Genomic DNA, 17,409 nt, shown 5'->3' with positions numbered 1-17,409 from the left:
GTCTGCCAGCCAGTCGTCGGCGACCTTCACCTGCCGCATCACCTCGTCGTAGCCATCCGAGGGGAACAACGCCAACGCGACCACGTACCGGACCATCAGCGCCGCGGGCAGGTCCCGCGTCCGCTTCTCGCGACGACCGGTCTCGGTGACCACCCGGTCGACCAGCGCGTCCGGGAACTGCGCCGCCAGCACCCCCAGCCCGACCCGGTCCACCAACCGGTCCTCGGGCTTCTCCTTCACCTGACCGCGTCTCGGCACCCCTCGAACCTACACGATCAGAACCTAAGTTCCTGGTATTGCCCGCGCGCCGCACCCGGCGGACCGCGGTGGCGACGCCATGACCGCCGGGCGCTCCGGGCACGGCGGACCGATCGCGAGGCGCACCGCACCGTGCACCCCCGACCGCCCGCATCCCCGACCGGCCGAACCGGTCGAACCGGCCGGCGGGCCTGACCGGCCTGACCGGGCTGACCGGGCTGACCGGGCTGACCGGGCTGACCGGGCGGTGATCTTACGAATCGGGCGTCACAGTCCGCTATTTGCCATGATGCGAGGCGAGCCGTACGGACCTGGACGGGAGCCGAACCTGTGAAGCGCACCATCTTCGAGCCCGAGCACGAGGAGTTCCGCGAGCTGGTCCAGACCTTCATCACGAAGGAGTGCCTGCCGCACATCGACGAGTGGGAGCGCAACGGCATCGTCGACCGTGCGGCGTGGACCAAGGCGGGCGAGATGGGCCTGCTGGGCCTGCGGGTGCCCGAGGAGTTCGGCGGCGCCGGGATGACCGACCCGCGCTACGACGCGGTGATCACCGAGGAGCTCGCGCTCGCCGGCGTCAGCGGCCTCGCGTTGCAGCTGCACAACGAGCTGCTCGCCCCGTACATGCTCGACCTGACCAACGACGAGCAGAAGGCCCGCTGGCTGCNGGGCTACGCCTCCGGAGAGATCATCACCGCGGTCGCGATGAGCGAGCCCGGCGCGGGCAGCGACCTGCGCGGCATGCGCACGACGGCGATCCGTGACGGCGACCACTTCGTCCTCAACGGCGCCAAGACCTTCATCAGCAACGGTCTGATCTCGGATCTGGTCGTCGTCGCGGTCAAGACGCAGCCGCAGGAGCAGCCGACCAAGCTCAGCCTCATCGCGGTCGAGCGCGGCACGCCGGGCTTCGAGCGTGGCCGCAAGCTCGACAAGGTCGGCGCCCACTCACAGGACACCTCCGAGCTGTTCTTCTCCGACGCCCGCGTGCCGGCCGCGAACCTGATCGGCGAGGAGTTCCGGGGGATGAACTACCTCATGCGCAACCTCGCCTCCGAGCGGCTGTCCATCGCGATCAGCAGCGTCGCGAGCGCCCGGCGGGCCCAGCAGCTCACCGCCGAGTACGTGCGCAGCCGCAAGGCGTTCGGCACCACGATCGGCAGCTTCCAGAACACCCGGTTCGTCCTCGCCGCGCTGCACGCCCGCACCCAGGCCGTGCAGAGCTTCGTGGACACCTGCCTGCGCGGCAAGGTCGACGGCGACCTGACCATCGAGGAGGCCGCCGCCGCGAAGCTGCTCGCCACCGAGCTGGAGTTCGACGCGGTCGACGCCGGGGTCCAGCTCCACGGCGGCTACGGCTGGATGGAGGAGTACCCGATCGCTCGGATGTACCGCGACGTGCGGATCAGCCGGATCCTCGGCGGCAGCAGCGAGATCATGAAGGAGGTCATCGGCCGCTCGCTCGCGCTGGAGGGGCCCGCCTGAGCGACCGACGCCTCGCATGCGGCTGACGACCCGGCCGGGCCGGACCATCGCCGTGCACGATCTCGGTGGCGACGGCCCGGCCATCCTGCTCTGCCACGCCACCGGGTTCTGCGGGCGCGCCTACGAGCCGCTGACCCGCCTGCTCCGCGCATCACGGCGGGTCTGGGCGGTCGACCTGCGTGGGCACGGTGAATCCCCGGCCCCGGACGACGGCGACTTCGCCTGGGTGAGCATGGTCGACGACGTGCTGAGCGCGGCGCGGGCGGTGGCCGCGGCCGCAGCGGACGCCGACGGCTCCCCCGGCGCCGTGCACCTGGCCGGTCACTCCATGGGCGGCGCGATCGGCCTGCAGACCGAGGCGGACCATCCCGGGACGTTCGCCTCGGCCTACGTCTACGAACCGGTCATCTTCCCGCCGCAGCTGCGTCCGCCCAGGTCGAACCCGATGGCCGACGCCGCCCGGAAGCGGCGGGAGGNGTTTCCCTCCCNGGCGGCGGCGCTGGCCCGGTACGCGGCGAGGCCGCCGCTGCGCGAGCTCAACGCCGGCGCGCTCGCCGCCTACGTCGAGCACGGTTTCGAGGATCTTCCCGACGGCACGGTGCGGCTGCGCTGCCGGGCCGAGTCCGAGGCCCGCACGTTCGAGGCCAGCGGCCGCATCACCTGGGGAACGGTGGCGAAGGCGGCGGTGCCCACCGTCGTCGCCACCGGCGAGGTGTCCGATTCGGAGCTGGTCCCCGCGGCGCCCGGGCTGGCCGCGGCGCTCCCGGCCGCCCGGCACGTCTCCTACGGCCATCTCGGCCACTTCGGCCCGCTACAGGACGCCGTCACCGTCGGTCGGGACATCCTGGCGCACACCACGGGACACTGACCCCGTCGGTTCTCTCCCGTGCGCCGTGACCGCCGTTCGGCCGACCTCGTCGACCGTCGTGATGGGACCCCGGCTGACCTGCGTGTCCAGCCTCACTGGATTCGTACCTGTCCGTCGGACGAGAAGCAGTGCCGGATCCGGGTGAGCATGACCGGGTGGATCCGCAGTTCCGCGGTCTCGGGAAGCGTGCAGAACCGCACTGCGGACGCCTCGGCGCTGATCGAGGCCGCGCCGCCCTCAACGGTCGCCTCAAAACAGACGGTGCACTGCTGATGGACCTCCCCGTTGTCGAAGGCCGTGACATGAGCGGGATCCGTGTAGATGCCGACGATCCCGGTGACCCGCACGGCCAGTCCGACTTCCTCCTTCACCTCCCGGACAGCCGCTTCGGCGATGCGTTCGCCGAAATCCATGAACCCACCGGGGAGCGACCAGTAACCGTCGTCGGAGCGGCGGATCAGCAACAGACGGCCGGCCGCGTCCCAGATGGCCACGTTCACCACCGGCGTAAGGCTGTTCGGCGCGGGGGCGTTCGGGTCGTTGAAGTAGTCGATCTTCATCTGACATGTCTCCGAGTTGACGAGCGCGGCGGACCAACATACGGCAGCGCGACATCATTGACAAGATCTTGCCGGGCCACCGGCCGTGGCAATAAAGTGGGCCCACATCGGACACCGCATCGGGGGACGCGCGTGGGCAAGATCTTCATCGGCTTTCACGAGGCAGACGGTGGTCCATTCACGAAGCGCGTTATCCAGGCCTTAACAAAGGCGGGATACGCCGACTTCTACAGCTACACCTCTCCCGGCCACGGCCCCCGGCCAGGGCAGCCCTGGCGGGCGGACATCCGACGGAACCTCCTGCAAAGCGAAGCGTTCGTCGCCATCACCACACCCGGCGCCGACAACGAATGGTGCATCAGCGAGGTCGCGCTGTTCCGGGAGCGGAAGCCGGCGGCGCCGTTCATAGAGATCGTGGTGGCGCCGGGCGCGCCGCGGGCGCAGACCCAGGATTTGCAGGCCATCGTCGTCCGGCCGGACGACGATGACTCGGTCGCGACGGCGATGACAGCACTGGTGGATTTCCTGCGCGACAGCGGCGTCCGGACCGGTGCCATCCCGCGTTCCCCCTTTCCCGGCCTGAAGGCCTTCGACGAACTCGACGGACCGTTCTTCTTCGGCCGGGAGCGCGATGTCACCGCCCTGCTGAAGGAGATGAGTGGCCGCGGAAACGGGGCCATGGCGGTCATCGGACCCTCGGGCGTCGGCAAGTCCTCACTGGTGCGCGCCGGGCTGCTCCCGCGACTACGGTCCACACCCACCCGACACCGCGCCACCGGCTGGAACAAATGGCTGATCATCGGTCCGGTCTCGCCGAGCGCCGGAGCGGTCGCAGGAATTGCGCAGGCGCTGGCAGCAGCCCGGATCGAGGGTGGTCTCGACCCGGAGGATGCCGACGCCATCGAGAGTCGGCTACGAGCAGAACCGGCCTCGTTGGTGACGATGGTGAGCGAGCTCCTCGCGGGTGTGGATCACGAGGTCCGCGACAGCGGCGGGACGGCGAAGGCAGTCATCGTTCTCGATCAGGCCGAGGAACTTGTCGCCGCGAGACCGGATCCGGACGGCGTCTCGACCGGTCGACCGGACCGGACCGGCCTCGAGGCCCATCGCCACGCCGACGCGCAGGCCGGCTCCGACGGCCAGACCGCCGAAGCCCGGCGGGAGGCGCAGGTGCTGACCGACGCGTTGGTGGCGGCTTCCAACGAGAATGCCTGGCTCGTCTACACGATTCGGGCCGATTATCTCGACCTTGTCCTGAGAAGCTTCTCCCTGCGTAATCTGATCCAGCAACTGCACGTGGCCAAGCCGCTCGACGCGCGGGGACTCCTGCAGGTCGTCAACGATCCGGTGGCGATGCTGGGCTGGTCGTTCGACACGGACGCGCTGGCCACCATCGTCGAGGATGCAGGCAGGGGATCGCTGCCGCTGCTCGCGTTCGCCCTCCAACGGCTGTGGGAGCACGTCGATCACGATGGGCTTCGGGAGCCCCGGGCGATCAGCCTCCATGACTATCTGCAGGCAGGGCGGGTTCAGGACGTCCTGGAGAGCCAGGCGAACGACGCCTTCGAGACAGCGCTGCGGACGTACGGGAACGCGGGGGTCAGGGCCGGGCTGCCCGCGGATCGTCCGGCGGCCGAGCGGCGAGTGCTGAACCTGCTCGGCCGGTTGGCGTCGGTCGGCCGAGATCTCGCCTACATCCGCAGGCCGGTGCCCATCGCCGAGTTCAGCGCGGACGATCTTCCGCTGCTCGAACCCTTCGTCCGCAATCGTGTCCTCACCACGACACGCTCGTTGCTGGGACCGGCAAGGTCGGCCCTGTCGACCGAGCAGGATGACATCACGCTGAGGGTGCTGGGTGCCGGGGACGCGGCGGACAACGCGCTGGAGGTCGCGCACGAGAGCCTGTTCACCGCCTGGCAGCGGCTGCGCGATCATCTGGACCAGCTGCGTGATTCGCTGCGCAGCCGCGGTGAGCTCGAGGAGACCACCGCCGCGTGGGTGCGGTCTGGTCGGCGCGGCGATGATCTGATCGTGCCGTCCCGGCTGTACCAGCTCGCCAACGAGCTGCTCAGCGCCAGCGACGTGGTCATCACGGACGCGGCCGGGTGGGGCTGGCGTCGGCTGGTGCACGCCCTTGCGGCTCTCGACGTGTCCGCCGACGCCGTGGAGCTCGTCGGGATATCGCTGCAGCGGATGCTGGACCAACTTGTGCAGGAGGCGATGCTCCTGGCCCGGCAGAGCCCCGAGGATGCCCTGCGGCTGTTGACAGGAAGAGCCTGGAGCACCGACCCGTCGGCCTTCTCGATGATCCTCTCGGCACCGGATCTGACCGCGTGGCGTGACCTGATGCAGACCGCCGAGGCGAGCTCGCGGACGCTGTGCCAGTTCTCGGATGGCTCGACCGGCATGTGGGGAGTCGCCTGGTCGCCGGACGACACCCGGGTGGTGACCGGCTCCCGCAACGGCCGCATCCTGGTCTGGGATGTCGCCACGGGCACGATCGTGACGGCCCTCTCGCACGGATCGGACCAGCGAGAGGGCGCCGGTGGGTGGGTTCGGTCGGTCGCCTGGTCGCCGGTGGACGCGGACATCATCGCCTCGACGTCGACGGACGAGACGACTCGGGTGTGGTCCGTGGAAGCAAGCCGCGAGCTACGACTGCTGTCCCTGCCCGACCGCCCCTGGTCGGTGCGCTTCGGTCCCACCGGCGCCCAGGTGCTCACCGCGTGCGCCTCGGGCCACGCGGTCATCTGGAACTTCCGCGAGCGCGGCCAGCATCGCAGCCGCACGCTGACGGCCGAGAGCAGAACGGACCCGTCCGCTCTGGTCCGGATCTGGGACGCGGACGTCTCACCCGACGCGGCCCGGATCGCAGCCGCCCGCGAGGATGGCTGGATCGACCTCTGGTCTCCCGACGAGGACAGTGTCGCTCGCCGGTTCCACGCGCATCCGGGCGCGACCGCGCGCGCCGTTCGCTTCAGCCCGGACGGAAGTGCGCTTGCCACCGGCGCGCAGGACAACACCGTTCGCGTGTTCGACCTCGCCCACCTGAACGAGGTCCGAATCCTCACCGGCCACACCGACCAGGTGCGGCGGGTGAGCTGGTCGCCACGCGGCGACCGGCTCGCCAGTGCCTCGGCGGACACGACGGTGGGCGTCTGGGACGTCCACACCGGCGAGCGCCTGCTGACGCTGCGGGGACACCAGCAGGGGGTGTGCGACGTGGCGTGGTCGCATCACGGTGACCAACTGCTTTCGGTGGCCGACGACGGCACCGCGCGGGTCTGGAAGGCAGGGGCGGTCCAGGTCGGGCTGACCGAGCTTCCCGCTGCGGCCCAGGCGATGGACCGGTCGTCGAGGACCGGCCAGTTCGCGGTGGCGGTCGCGGCGCCGGATCGGCCGGACGCCAACCACGAGATCGTGATCATGGGAGCGTCGGGCGACCTACGACGAAGCTTCAGCACGCACCACGGCGACGCCGTTCGTGCGGTGGCCTGGTCCCCCGACGGGACCCGTCTGTTGACCGCGTCCCGCGACAGCACGGCACGCATCTGGCGCCTCACGGACACGGCGATCGAAGTCGAGCACGTCCTGACCGCGCGCGGCGGAGTCGAGGATGCACGGTGGTCACCTGACGGCACCACGTTTGCCACCGCCGCGCGTGACCGGGTCATCCGCCGGTATGCCGCGGACGGACGCAGTCTCGACGCGGCGGAACGCCGCCCCCATCCGAGTTTCCTGCGCGCCGTGGCCTGGCATCCCGTCGATCCGCGGTTCGCCCTGGTCGCCGAGGACACCCGGCTGACCATCAACACCGCCGAGGCGACGGTGGCCGAACTCGGAACGGACAAGGTGCTCACCGCCGTGGCCTGGAGCCCCGGTGGCGACCGCCTCGGCCTGGGTGCGACCGATGGAACGGTCATCATCGTCGCCGCGACCGAGGGGGACGATCTCACCGAGCTGCACCGCCTGAGCGGGCATGCGGACGAGATCTGCTCCGTTGCCTGGTCCGCCGACGGACGTCGGATCCTCACCGCCTCCGCGGACCGGTCAGCGGCGGTGTGGGATGCCGAGACCGGCGCGAGGATCACCGTCCTGATCGGCCATGCCGGGCCGGTGACCCACGCGCTCTGGACCGATCAGGACGATCTCGTCACGACGGTCTCGACGGACGGGACGTTCCGCCGCTGGGATGTCAGCGACGCCGCACGCCGGCCCCTCAGCGGACTCCCGACCGGCCGGACGGACGGCGGCCAGCCGGCCGGCGACGTGGCGGCCGGCGACGTGGCGGCCCTTCTTGCGGATGCCCGGCTACGAATCGGTCAGTCGCGCGACTGACCGGCGGTGCCTGCCCGCCGCGGATCCGCGGCGGGCAGGCACGGGGACGTCGGCGCACCAGCGCAACACCCGCCGCTCAGACGTGGGCGACGGCGTTGCCCGCATTCTGGCCGGGGCGGATGAACAGCGCCAGCACCATCGCCACGCCGGACAGCACCGCGCCGATCACCATGGCGACGTGCAGCCCGCTCATGAACGCGGCATGGCTGCCGGCCTCGATCGCGCCCTGCACGGTCGCGGACGTGCCGGTGGCCGGTGGCACCAGGCCCTGGCCGACGAGCTCCTTGGCCTGCGCGAGCTTGCCGGCCTGCTCCGCCGGCACCCCGGCGCCGACCAGCCGGTCGACCAGCACCGACCCGACCCGGCTGGCGAGCACGGAGCCGAGCACCGCGGTGCCGAGCACCCCGCCGAGCTGCGTCGCCGTGGACTGCAGGCCGCCGGCGACCCCGGAGTCCTCGATCGGCGCGTTGCCGATGATCGCATCGGACGCGGCGGTGATGATGAGCCCGACGCCGACGCCGATGGCGACGAACGGCGGCCACAGCAGGTTGAAGGACGAGTCGGGCTCGAGCTGGGTGAGCACGACGAACGACGCGAGGAGCAGCGCCATCCCGATGGTGATCGGGACCCGCGGGCCGAAGCGGCCGTTAAGGGCGGCGCCCAGCGGGCTGCTGACCATGAACACCGCCGACAGCGGCAGGGTGCGCACGCCGGCCTGGACGGCGGAGTATCCGTGCACGTTCTGCAGGTACAGGGTGAGGAAGAACAGCACCCCGAACATCGCGAAGAAGGTCAGCATCACGATGAGCGTGCTCAGGCTGAGCGAGCGGTTGCGGAACAGCCGCATCGGCAGCAGGGGCGCGCGGACCCGGGTCTCGATGACCACGAACAGCACCAGCAGCACGACGGCGGCGACCAGGAAGCCGATCGTCCTGCCGGAGCCCCAGCCCCAGCCCTGCGCCTTGATCATCCCGAAGACGAGCGCGAACAGTCCGCCGCCCAGGGTGAGCAGGCCGGGGGCATCGAAGCGGTGGGAACCCGACTCGTCGCGGCTCTCGGCGAGCACGAACAGCCCGACGATCAGCGCGATCGCGCCCACCGGGACGTTGATGTAGAAGACGGACTCCCAGGACACGTGCTCCACGAGGAGACCGCCGATGATCGGACCGCCCGCGATCGAGATCGCCGAGGCGCCACCCCAGATCCCGATGGCCGAGTTCAGCTTCTCCGGCGGGAAGGCCGAGCGCAGGATCGCCAGCGTGTTCGGCATGAGCAGCGCTCCGGCGACGCCCTGCAGCGTCCGGAAGACGATCACGCCTTCGATCGAGCCGACGAGGCCGACCGCGAGCGACGTCAGGGCGAACCCGACCACGCCGATCAGGAAGATCAGCCGCCGGCCGAACCGGTCACCCAGCTTGCCCGCCGGGATGAGCAGCACCGCAAGCGCCAGCAGGTAGGCGTTGGTCACCCACTGCAGATCCGACAGCGACGCGTGCAGGTCCTCGGCGATCCGCGGGTTCGCGATGGACACCACGGTGCCGTCGAGCCCCACCATGATCACGCCGAGCGCGACGCTGACCAGGGTGAGCCACGGATGTCCCCGCCTGCTGGTGCCACCGCCAGCCGAGCCGCTCCCGCCGGCCGCGTGGCGCGGCGATTGCGCCGCGTCCGTAGCTGTTGCCATGTCCTGACCCCCTCCACCTCGGCCGACAGTGATCGGCTCCCTGACATTCAATGCCACAATGTCAGTTCTGCCAATCTGTCAGAGATGACAATCACGTTCGTCCGCGCTATGATCACACCCGTGACGACGAGGATCGGGGAGGCGCCGGCTTCGGGCTCCCTCGAGGTCGCGTCCGAGGTCGGCGACGGTGGGGCCGAGCGGACGCGGGCCGAGCGGCGGCGCGCGCGCATCCGCGCGACGATCGCGGACGCGGCCCTGCGGCTGTTCATGTCCCGTGGTTACGACGCGACCACGGTCGAGGATGTGGCGGCCGCGGTGGACCTGAGTCCGCGCACGGTGTTCCGCTACTTCCCGTTCAAGGAGGACATGCTCCGCGAGGCCGTGCACTTCGAGCTGACCGAGCTCATCGCGGCGCTGCGGGAACGGCCGGCGCACGAGCATCCCGCCGACGCCCTCGGCCGAGCGATGGTGCACATGTGGTCGAACCTCGAGAAGGACCCCGAGGAGGTTCGCACCCTGCTGCGGCTCATCTCCGAGCTCCCCCGGATGCGAGGGCTGCTCGTCGAGGCGTCCCGCAGCGGCCAGAACGTCCTGGCGGAGGCGCTGGCGTTCCGCCTCGGCCGGCCCGCCACGGACCTGTCCACCCAGGTGGCGACCGGCTGCGCCCTGGCGGCACTCAACATCGTCATGGAGGCCTGGGCGACGATGCCCGCCGGCACCGACCTCGCCCCCCTCATCACCAGCGCGATGGCCGCCCTGAAGGCCGGCCCGCTGAGCCCCGGCTGCTGACCGACCCGGCTCCCCCACGCGATCACTGCGGTTGACAGCCGCAGCCGTTCGACCTGCACTCGAAGGCAGGGCGTCCGCCGATGGGCGGCTGCGCCGGCCGTGTCACGGTCGCCCGTCATGGCACGCGCAGGCGGCAGGAGGCTGCATCCGATGACGACGCTGCACCGCGATCCGGTCCTCGACGGCCCGGTCGACCTCATCCCGGACGAGATCGAACTGATCGAGGCGGCGATGCGCTGGCACTTCGACCCCAGGACCGGTTCGCCCTTCTGGCTGGAGCAGGCCGACACCCTCGGTTTCGACCCGCGCGAGGACATCCACACCATCGATGACCTCGCCAGGTTCCCCAACATCGTCGATCGGCTGCGCTACGTCCCCGCCGGGGACCTGATCCCCCGGGGCTACGCGGGGCAGGACGACGCGGTGTACGGCGTCTACGACTCGGGCGGCACCACGGGGCCGCCGAAGCACGTGGTCATCATGTCGGACTGGATGTCCCGCCTGCTCGTCCGCACCGACGAGGAGATGGACGCGCGCGACTACCCGCGGGGGGTCGACTGGCTCGCCCTGGCGCCGAGCGGACCGCACATGTTCGGCGCGATCGTCCGCGAGACGGTCCGGCTGCGCGGCCGGTTGGGCTTCATGGTCGACCTCGATCCCCGCTGGGTGAAGAAGTGCATCGCGGCCGGTCGGGCCGATCACGCCGACCAGTACGCCGACCACATCGTCGCGCAGGCCCGCGCCGTCCTGGAGTCGCAGGACATCGGCGTGCTGATCGCCACTCCGCCGCTGCTGGAACGGCTCGTCCGCGACGAGGAGCTGCGCAGGCTGATCGCCGAGCGGGTGCAGGTCGTCGAGTGGGGCGGCGCGCACCTGGACCCGGACACCCGGTACCTGCTGCGCACGGAGGTCCTCCCCCACACCCGGATCATCGGGCGCTACGGCAGCACGATGGTCCTCGCGAGCGCCATCGAACGCGACGGGCTCGCCCCGGACGATCCCTGCATCTTCGACTCGTTCTCCCCGTTCGTCACGTTCCGGGTGGTCGACCCGGAGTCCGGCGAGCCGGTGCCGTACGGCAGCCGCGGGCGCGTGGTGATGAACCACGTCAGCAAGTCGGCGCTGCTGCCCAACAATCTCGAGCGTGACGAGGCGACCCGGATCGAACCGCCACTCGGGCGGGTGGGCGACTCCGTGGCCGACGTCTCGCCGGTTGCCGTGTTCGGCGACTCCCCGGTGATCGAGGGGGTGTACTGATGCCGGCCAGGAGCCCGTCCGCCACACCGCCCGCGACCAACCGGGCCGGACCCACGGACAGCCGGGCAGAGCTGATCGAACTCGACGCGCTCGGCCCGGGCGGCCCCTTCCGGTCCCGTAACCGGTTGCCGATCACCGACCTGGCCGGCCTCCCGATCGCCGAGCTGAGCCTGGTGCCGTCGCTGTACGTGCATCGCGCCATCGCCGCGCTGCGGGCCGCCGAACCGCTGTCGACCGCCGACCGGCTCGCCGCGCTCGCCCGGGCCGGGGAGTCGTTCGCGACCGAGACCGTCGCCGAACTGTCCGTCGACGAGTACTCCCACGCGGTCAGCCGGATCTCGGGGATGCCGATCTCGGTCGTGCGCCACGCCACCGAGACGACCTGGCGGGCGCTGCTCGGCGCCGGCCGGGACGCCCGCCAGGCCAGGCCCCGGGCCAGCGTCGACGACTGGCACGACCCGGCCACCCAGGGTGGACGGGCGGTGTGGACGCGGCGCGGGGAGGTCTTCGCGGTGCACGCGGCCGGCAACCACCCCGGCGTGCACGCCCTGTGGCCGCAGGCGCTGGCACTGGGCTACCGGGTCGCGGTGCGCCCGTCGCGCCGCGAGCCGCTCACCGCGCACCGGCTGATCACCGCGCTGCGGGCGGCCGGGTTCGGCGCCGACCAGGTGGCGTACCTGCCCACCGACCACGCCGTCGCCGACGAGATCATCAAAGCCGCCGACCTGGCCATGGTCTACGGCGGGGACGACGTGGTCGCCAAGTACGGCGCGGACCCCACGGTGCTCGTGCAGGGTCCCGGGCGGTCGAAGATCCTGCTCGCCGGCGAGGACTGGCAGCGCCATCTCGACACCCTGGTCGACTCCATCGGCGACGAGGGCGGCACCGCCTGCGTCAACGCGACGGCGGTCTTCACCGACTCAGACCCCGGCGGCCTCGCGGCGGCGCTCGCCGAGCGGCTCGCCGCCATCCCGACCCTGCCGCCCGAGGACGACCGGGCGGTGCTGCCCTGCCAGCCGACCGAGCAGGCCGCGGCGCTGGAACGCTTCCTGCTCGACCACGCGGCAGGTACGACGCCACGCCTCGGTGGCGCCGGGATCACCGACCCCGTTGCCGGCGGCGGCGTCGCGCTACGCCCGGCGGTGTTCCAGGTGAACCGGGCCGACGCGGCCCAGACCGGCATCGAACTCGGCTTCCCCTGCGTATGGGTCGCCCCCTGGGCGCCCGCCGACGGGATCGGCCCGCTGCGCAACTCCCTCGTCCTCACCGCCCTCACCCACGACGAACGCCTCCTCGACCAGCTCATCGCCGATCCGACGATCAGCAACGTCTACATCGGCGACCATCCCACCTACTGGATGCGCCCCGACGTTCCGCACGACGGCTACCTCGGCGAGTTCCTCATGCGCACCAAGACCGTCCTGCGCGACTGAGCCCGACCCCGGCGAGACTCCCGGGATCGCCGCGTCGAGCAGGGTCTCGGCCATCGCGCGGGCAGTCCGGGCGGCCTGCGGGGTGCGGTCCATCCGGGCTGTCAGGCCTGCACCGTCGTAGACGAGCTGGAGCTGGCGGCCCAGCGCGGCCGGGTCGGCGGCGCCGGCCTGCTGGGCGAGCTCGGTGAACAGGGCGAGGATCCAGGCCCGGTAGTCGTCGGCGGCACGCTCCACGGAGCTGCCGGGGGACGTCTCGGCGCTGGCGGAGACGAACGCACAACCATGGAAATCGGGTTGGGCGAACAGCTCCCCCTGCGCCTCGAAGATCGCCAGCAGGCGGGACCGGGCGTCCGGCGCGCGGTCCACCGCCCGCCGGAGTCGCTCGGTCGTGTCGGCGTGCCGGCCTTCCAGGTAGGCGCGGACCAGCTCCTCCTTGCTGCCGAAGGTGTTGTACAGCGACGCCTTCGCGACCCCGGCCCGCTCGATGATCCGGTCGATGCCGACCGTCTGGACGCCCTCGGCGTAGAACAGCTCGTCCGCGGCGGCGAGCAACCGCTCCCGCGCCGAGCGGTGGTCCACCCCTCCCGCCGCCGCGCGTCGCGTCCTGGTGGCGGCCATCCGCCTCACCTCCACATACCAGCCGGACCAGACAGACCAGTCCATCCACGATAGGCGGCGCCGTGCCGGTGCCTCGGTGCCGCGGTGCCGCGGTGCCTCGGTGCTTGGTGCCTTGGTGCCTCACACGGCGCTGCGCCCACCGTCGACCGGGATGACCGCGCCCGTGATGTAGCTCGCCGCGGGCGAGGCCAGGAAGGCGACGACCCCGGCGATCTCGTCGACCTGCGCGGCGCGGCCGAGCAGGGTGGTGGTGCCGAGCTGGGCGATGAAGTCCGGCCGGGCGCCGTCGGAGTACACCGGGCCGGGGGCGATCGTGTTGACCCGCACGCCCGCCGGGCTGAACTCGGCCGCCCAGGCGCGGCTCATCGCGGTCAGCGCCGCCTTCGTGGCGCCGTAGGCCGCGCCGCCGGCCAGCCCGACGCGGCCGGCCATGCTGTCAACGCTGATGATGCTGCCCGTGCCGCGCTCGGCCATGCCGGGCGCGAGCGCGGCGACGAGCTGGTAGGCGGCACGGACGTTGCCCGCGAACAGGGCGTCGAAGGTCGCGGTGTCGAGCTGCGCGCTCGGCCCGAACCAGGACGCGCCGGCGTTGTTGACCAGGACGTCGACCTCGCCGGCCTCCTTCGCCAGGCGCTCGACCGCCGCCGCGTCGGCCAGGTCCGCGGCGAGGAAGCGGGCCTCGCCGCCGGCCTGCTCGATCTCCGCCACGGCCGCCGCGCCTCGATCGGCGTCCCGGCCGTGCACGATCACCGCGTACCCGTCCGCGGCCAGGGCGCGGGCCGCCGCCCGGCCGATTCCCCCGGTCGAGCCCGTCACCAGCGCCACACCCCGACGGCCGCCTTCACCCACGTTGCTCGCCATGACCCGCTCCCCACTCCACCGAGTAGACCTGTCTGTCTACCGCCGAAGAGAAGAATAGACAGACAGGTCTGTCTATTGCAACGAGAGGGGCGGGCTTTACCCGTGACCCGCGACACATTCAGCCGCAGGCACAGAGCGCACCACAACCGGCTCCGCCCCGGGGCGGGTGCCCAGGACGCGGATGCCCGGGGCAGGTACCGATCAGGTCCTGGCGAGCGCCCTCGGCCGCTTCGTCAGGTAGTCGGTGTAGGCGACGGTGGTGAAGAACTCGGGCAGCGTCTCGCCCAGAGCCGTCTCGACGAAGACCTCGCGGGCCTCGTCGAGGCGGTTCGGCGCGCCGCCACGCTCGGCACGCAGCACGGTCAGCTCCTCGGCGAGCAGCCGTTCGGCGAGTTCCCGGGTGACCGGGCGCCCGTCGGCGAGCCGCGTGCCGTGGTGGATCCACTGCCAGACCTGGCAGCGGGCGATCTCCGCGGTGGCAGCGTCCTCCATCAGGTCGAAGATCGCCACCGCGCCGGTGCCGCGCAGCCACGCGTCGATGTAACGCAACGCCACCGTGATGTTGCTACGCAACCCGGCCTCGGTGACCAAGCCGGCGGCGGAGGCGACGTCGAGCAGGTCGGCCGCGGTCACCGACACGTCCGGCCGCAGCCGGTCGAGCTGGTGCGGCGCGGCGCCGAGGCGGGCGTCGAACACCGCCTCGCATACCGCCACCAGCCCGGGATGGGCCACCCAGGAGCCGTCGAAGCCGTCGTCGGCCTCCCTCTGCTTGTCCTGGCGGACCTGGTCGAGCGCGCGGGCGTTGACCTCGGGGTCGCGGCTGGGGATGAACGCCGCCATCCCCCCGATGGCGTGCGCGCCGCGGCGGTGGCAGGTCCGCACGAGCAGCGCGGTGTAGGCCCGCAGGAACGGCACCGTCATCGTCACCTGGGCCCGGTCCGGCAGCACGAACGCCTCCCCCCGGGCACCGAAGATCTTGATGATGCTGAACACGTAGTCCCAGCGTCCGGCGTTCAGGCCGGCGCAGTGCTCACGCAGCTCGTAGAGGATCTCCTCCATCTCGAAGGCCGCGGGAATCGTCTCGATGAGCACGGTCGCCCGGATCGTGCCCCGCGGGAGGCCGAGGCGCTGCTGGGCGAACACGAACACGTCGTTCCACAGCCGGGCCTCGCGATGGCCTTCCAGTTTCGGCAGGCAGAAGTACGGTCCGCTGCCCCGGTCGAGCTGGCGGCGGGCGCAGTGGAAGAAGTACAGGCCGAAGTCGACCAGGCTCGCCGACATCGGCCGGCCATCGATGAGCAGGTGGTGTTCGCGCAGGTGCCAACCCCGCGGCCGCACGACGATCGTCGCCGGGTCCGGCCCGACCCGGTAGCGCCTGCCGGCCGGCGTGGTGACCTCGAGCCGGCCCGCGACCGCGTCGAGCAGGTTGAGCTGGCCCGCGATCACGTTGAACCAGGTCGGCACGGTGGCGTCGGCGAAGTCCGCCAGCCACACCCGGGCACCGGAGTTCAGCGCGGTGACCGTCGCCGTCCGCTCGGTCGGCCCGGCGATCTCCACCCGCCGGTCGACCAGGCCCGGTGCCGCACCCGCGACCCGCCACGACTCGTCGGCGCGGATGGCCGCCGTCTCGGGCAGGAAGTCCAGGCCGGCCGCCCCGGAGGCGAGCAGCAGGCGCCGCTCGCGCCGGGCGGCGAGCAGGTCGGCCCACCGCGCGGCGAAGGTGGTGTCCAGCGCGATGAGGAATTCCAGCGCCTGCGGCGTCAGGATTTCCCGGAAACGCTCCCGAGGCTCACCGGGCTCGCCGATGACCTCGATCCGACCGCCGCGCGGTGCCGGCATCTCAGTGCCCCGCGCCGACGCCGGTCGCGGTGAACTGGGCTTCTTCGGTGGAGCCGCGCAGCGCGACGGTGTCACTCGTCGGGTTGATGGCGGTGCTCACCAGGTCGAAGTAGCCGGTGCCGACCTCGCGCTGGTGGCGGGTCGCGGTGTAACCGTCGGCCTCGCTGGCGAACTCGCGTTCCTGCAGGTCGACGTAGGCGGTCATGCCCTCGCGGGCGTAGCCGTGGGCGAGGGAGAACATCGAGTGGTTCAGCGCGTGGAATCCGGCCAGGGTGATGAACTGGAACTTGTAGCCCATGTGGCCGAGTTCGCGCTGGAACTTCGCGATGGTGGCGTCGTCGAGATGCGCCCGCCAGTTGAACGACGGCGAGCAGTTGTAGGCGAGCATCTGGTCCGGGAACTGGGTCTTGATCGCCTCGGCGAACTGGCGGGCGATTTCCAGGTCCGGGGTGGAGGTCTCCATCCACAGCAGGTCGGCGTAGGGGGCGTAGGCGAGACCCCGGGCGATGCACGGCTCGACGCCGTCGCGCACCCGGTAGAAGCCCTCGGCGGTGCGCTCGCCGGTGACGAAGGGCAGGTCGCGCTCGTCGACGTCGCTGGTGATGAGGGTCGCGGCCTGCGCGTCGGTGCGGGCGACGATCACCGAGGGCACGTCGGCGACGTCGGCGGCCAGGCGCGCGGCGTTGAGGGTGCGGATGTGCTGACCGGTCGGGATGAGCACCTTGCCGCCGAGGTGGCCGCACTTCTTCTCCGAGGCGAGCTGGTCCTCCCAGTGCACCCCGGCGGCGCCGGCCGTGATCATCGCGCTCATCAACTCGAAGGCGTTGAGCACGCCGCCGAACCCGGCCTCGGCGTCGGCGACGATCGGCACCAGCCAGTCGGGGGCGTCGGCGACGCCCTCGGCCCAGGTGATCTGGTCGGCGCGCAGCAGCGCATTGTTGATCCGGCGGACCACCGCCGGGACCGAGTTCGCCGGGTAGAGGCTCTGGTCCGGGTAGGTCTGGCCGGACAGGTTCGCGTCCGCGGCGACCTGCCAGCCGGACAGGTAGATGGCCTTGAGCCCGGCCTTGACCTGCTGCACGGCCTGGTTGCCGGTCAGCGCGCCGAGCGCGTGCACGTAGTCGGTGTCGTGCAGGAGCCCCCACAGCTTCTCCGCGCCGCGGCGCGCCAGCGTGTGCTCCTCCAGGACACTGCCGCGCAGCTTGATCACTTCGGCGGCGCCGTAGGTGCGCTCGATGCCCGCCCACCGCGGGTCCGTCGCCCACCCCGCGGCCAGCTCCTCGGCCGCCCGCGCGGCCCCGTTCGCCGCCCCGTTCGTCGCCGTGGTCGTCGCCGTCGTCTTCGTCTCGGCCATGTCGATCTCTCCCTGCCCTGGAGTCGGAATAGCGCGGATCACCCTCCTCTTCGAAGCTGTCACAG

General features: G+C 71.5%; 11 protein-coding genes and 4 pseudogenes. 8 read left to right on the top strand and 7 right to left on the bottom strand.

Annotation, left to right across the window (positions count from 1 at the left end):
- Positions 1 to 258 (bottom strand): transposase domain-containing protein (locus FF36_RS26550; protein ID WP_199865508.1); only part of this gene is annotated, 258 nt, incomplete at its 3' end.
- A gap of 330 nt (positions 259 to 588) precedes the next feature.
- Between FF36_RS26550 and FF36_RS39150 the strand changes: the two are divergent.
- The 4 genes and pseudogenes from FF36_RS39150 to FF36_RS39140 form a co-directional block, all read left to right on the top strand.
- Positions 589 to 925: pseudogene (locus FF36_RS39150) on the top strand (acyl-CoA dehydrogenase family protein); the annotation flags it as partial.
- Position 926: 1 nt separating this feature from the next.
- A partial coding sequence (locus FF36_RS26545; protein WP_242422880.1) for an acyl-CoA dehydrogenase family protein occupies positions 927 to 1,743 on the top strand: 817 nt, incomplete at its 5' end.
- Between the two features lie 16 nt (positions 1,744 to 1,759).
- Positions 1,760 to 2,219 (top strand): annotated as a pseudogene (locus tag FF36_RS39145) (alpha/beta fold hydrolase); the annotation flags it as partial.
- A gap of 13 nt (positions 2,220 to 2,232) precedes the next feature.
- A pseudogene (locus FF36_RS39140) lies at positions 2,233 to 2,611 on the top strand (alpha/beta fold hydrolase); the annotation flags it as partial.
- A 92-nt stretch (positions 2,612 to 2,703) separates the two neighbouring features.
- Here the strand turns inward: FF36_RS39140 and FF36_RS26535 are convergent.
- The gene (locus FF36_RS26535; protein ID WP_044887920.1) at positions 2,704 to 3,171 is read right to left on the bottom strand and encodes an NUDIX hydrolase; all 468 of its coding nucleotides are present in this window, start codon (positions 3,169 to 3,171) and stop codon (positions 2,704 to 2,706) included.
- A gap of 132 nt (positions 3,172 to 3,303) precedes the next feature.
- On the opposite strand from FF36_RS26535, the gene FF36_RS26530 reads away from it, so the two are divergent.
- Positions 3,304 to 7,509, top strand: a complete 4,206-nt coding sequence (locus tag FF36_RS26530; RefSeq protein ID WP_044887919.1) for an nSTAND1 domain-containing NTPase — start codon at positions 3,304 to 3,306, stop codon at positions 7,507 to 7,509.
- Between the two features lie 76 nt (positions 7,510 to 7,585).
- Here the strand turns inward: FF36_RS26530 and FF36_RS26525 are convergent, their stop codons facing one another.
- On the bottom strand, positions 7,586 to 9,193 hold the full coding sequence (locus tag FF36_RS26525) for an MFS transporter (RefSeq protein ID WP_044887918.1): 1,608 nt from the start codon (positions 9,191 to 9,193) through the stop codon (positions 7,586 to 7,588).
- A 120-nt stretch (positions 9,194 to 9,313) separates the two neighbouring features.
- On the opposite strand from FF36_RS26525, the gene FF36_RS26520 reads away from it, so the two are divergent.
- The 3 genes from FF36_RS26520 to FF36_RS34540 all read left to right on the top strand — a co-directional run bounded on the left by FF36_RS26520 (position 9,314) and on the right by FF36_RS34540 (position 12,672).
- Positions 9,314 to 9,982: a TetR/AcrR family transcriptional regulator gene (locus tag FF36_RS26520; protein WP_044887928.1), complete on the top strand. Its 669-nt coding sequence runs from the start codon at positions 9,314 to 9,316 to the stop codon at positions 9,980 to 9,982.
- A gap of 150 nt (positions 9,983 to 10,132) precedes the next feature.
- Positions 10,133 to 11,239: an AMP-binding protein gene (locus FF36_RS26515; protein ID WP_044887917.1), complete on the top strand. Its 1,107-nt coding sequence runs from the start codon at positions 10,133 to 10,135 to the stop codon at positions 11,237 to 11,239.
- Positions 11,239 to 12,672 carry an aldehyde dehydrogenase family protein gene (locus FF36_RS34540; protein ID WP_199865507.1) on the top strand — a complete coding sequence of 478 codons (1,434 nt, stop codon included), beginning with the start codon at positions 11,239 to 11,241 and terminating at the stop codon, positions 12,670 to 12,672. The genes FF36_RS26515 and FF36_RS34540 overlap by 1 nt, the downstream gene beginning before the upstream one ends.
- Positions 12,673 to 13,146: 474 nt before the next feature.
- On the opposite strand, the pseudogene FF36_RS39135 reads toward FF36_RS34540, so the two are convergent.
- From FF36_RS39135 to aceA, 4 genes and pseudogenes are all read right to left on the bottom strand, one after another.
- Positions 13,147 to 13,290 (bottom strand): annotated as a pseudogene (locus FF36_RS39135) (TetR/AcrR family transcriptional regulator); the annotation flags it as partial.
- A 120-nt stretch (positions 13,291 to 13,410) separates the two neighbouring features.
- Positions 13,411 to 14,151, bottom strand: a complete 741-nt coding sequence (locus FF36_RS26505; RefSeq protein ID WP_044887916.1) for an SDR family NAD(P)-dependent oxidoreductase — start codon at positions 14,149 to 14,151, stop codon at positions 13,411 to 13,413.
- 201 nt (positions 14,152 to 14,352) lie between these two features.
- Positions 14,353 to 15,990, bottom strand: a complete 1,638-nt coding sequence (gene aceB / locus FF36_RS26500) for a malate synthase A (RefSeq protein ID WP_044887915.1) — start codon at positions 15,988 to 15,990, stop codon at positions 14,353 to 14,355.
- Position 15,991: 1 nt separating this feature from the next.
- A complete protein-coding gene (aceA, locus tag FF36_RS26495; RefSeq protein WP_082122249.1) occupies positions 15,992 to 17,344 on the bottom strand; it encodes an isocitrate lyase in 1,353 nt (450 codons plus the stop codon).
- Positions 17,345 to 17,409 lie beyond the last annotated feature (65 nt).

The sequence above is a fragment of the Frankia torreyi genome (assembly GCF_000948395.1).
Lineage (GTDB): Bacteria > Actinomycetota > Actinomycetes > Frankiales > Frankiaceae > Frankia > Frankia torreyi.
The sequence above is the reverse complement of the archived record's forward strand: the minus strand, read 5'-3'. Positions and strand labels throughout refer to the sequence as shown.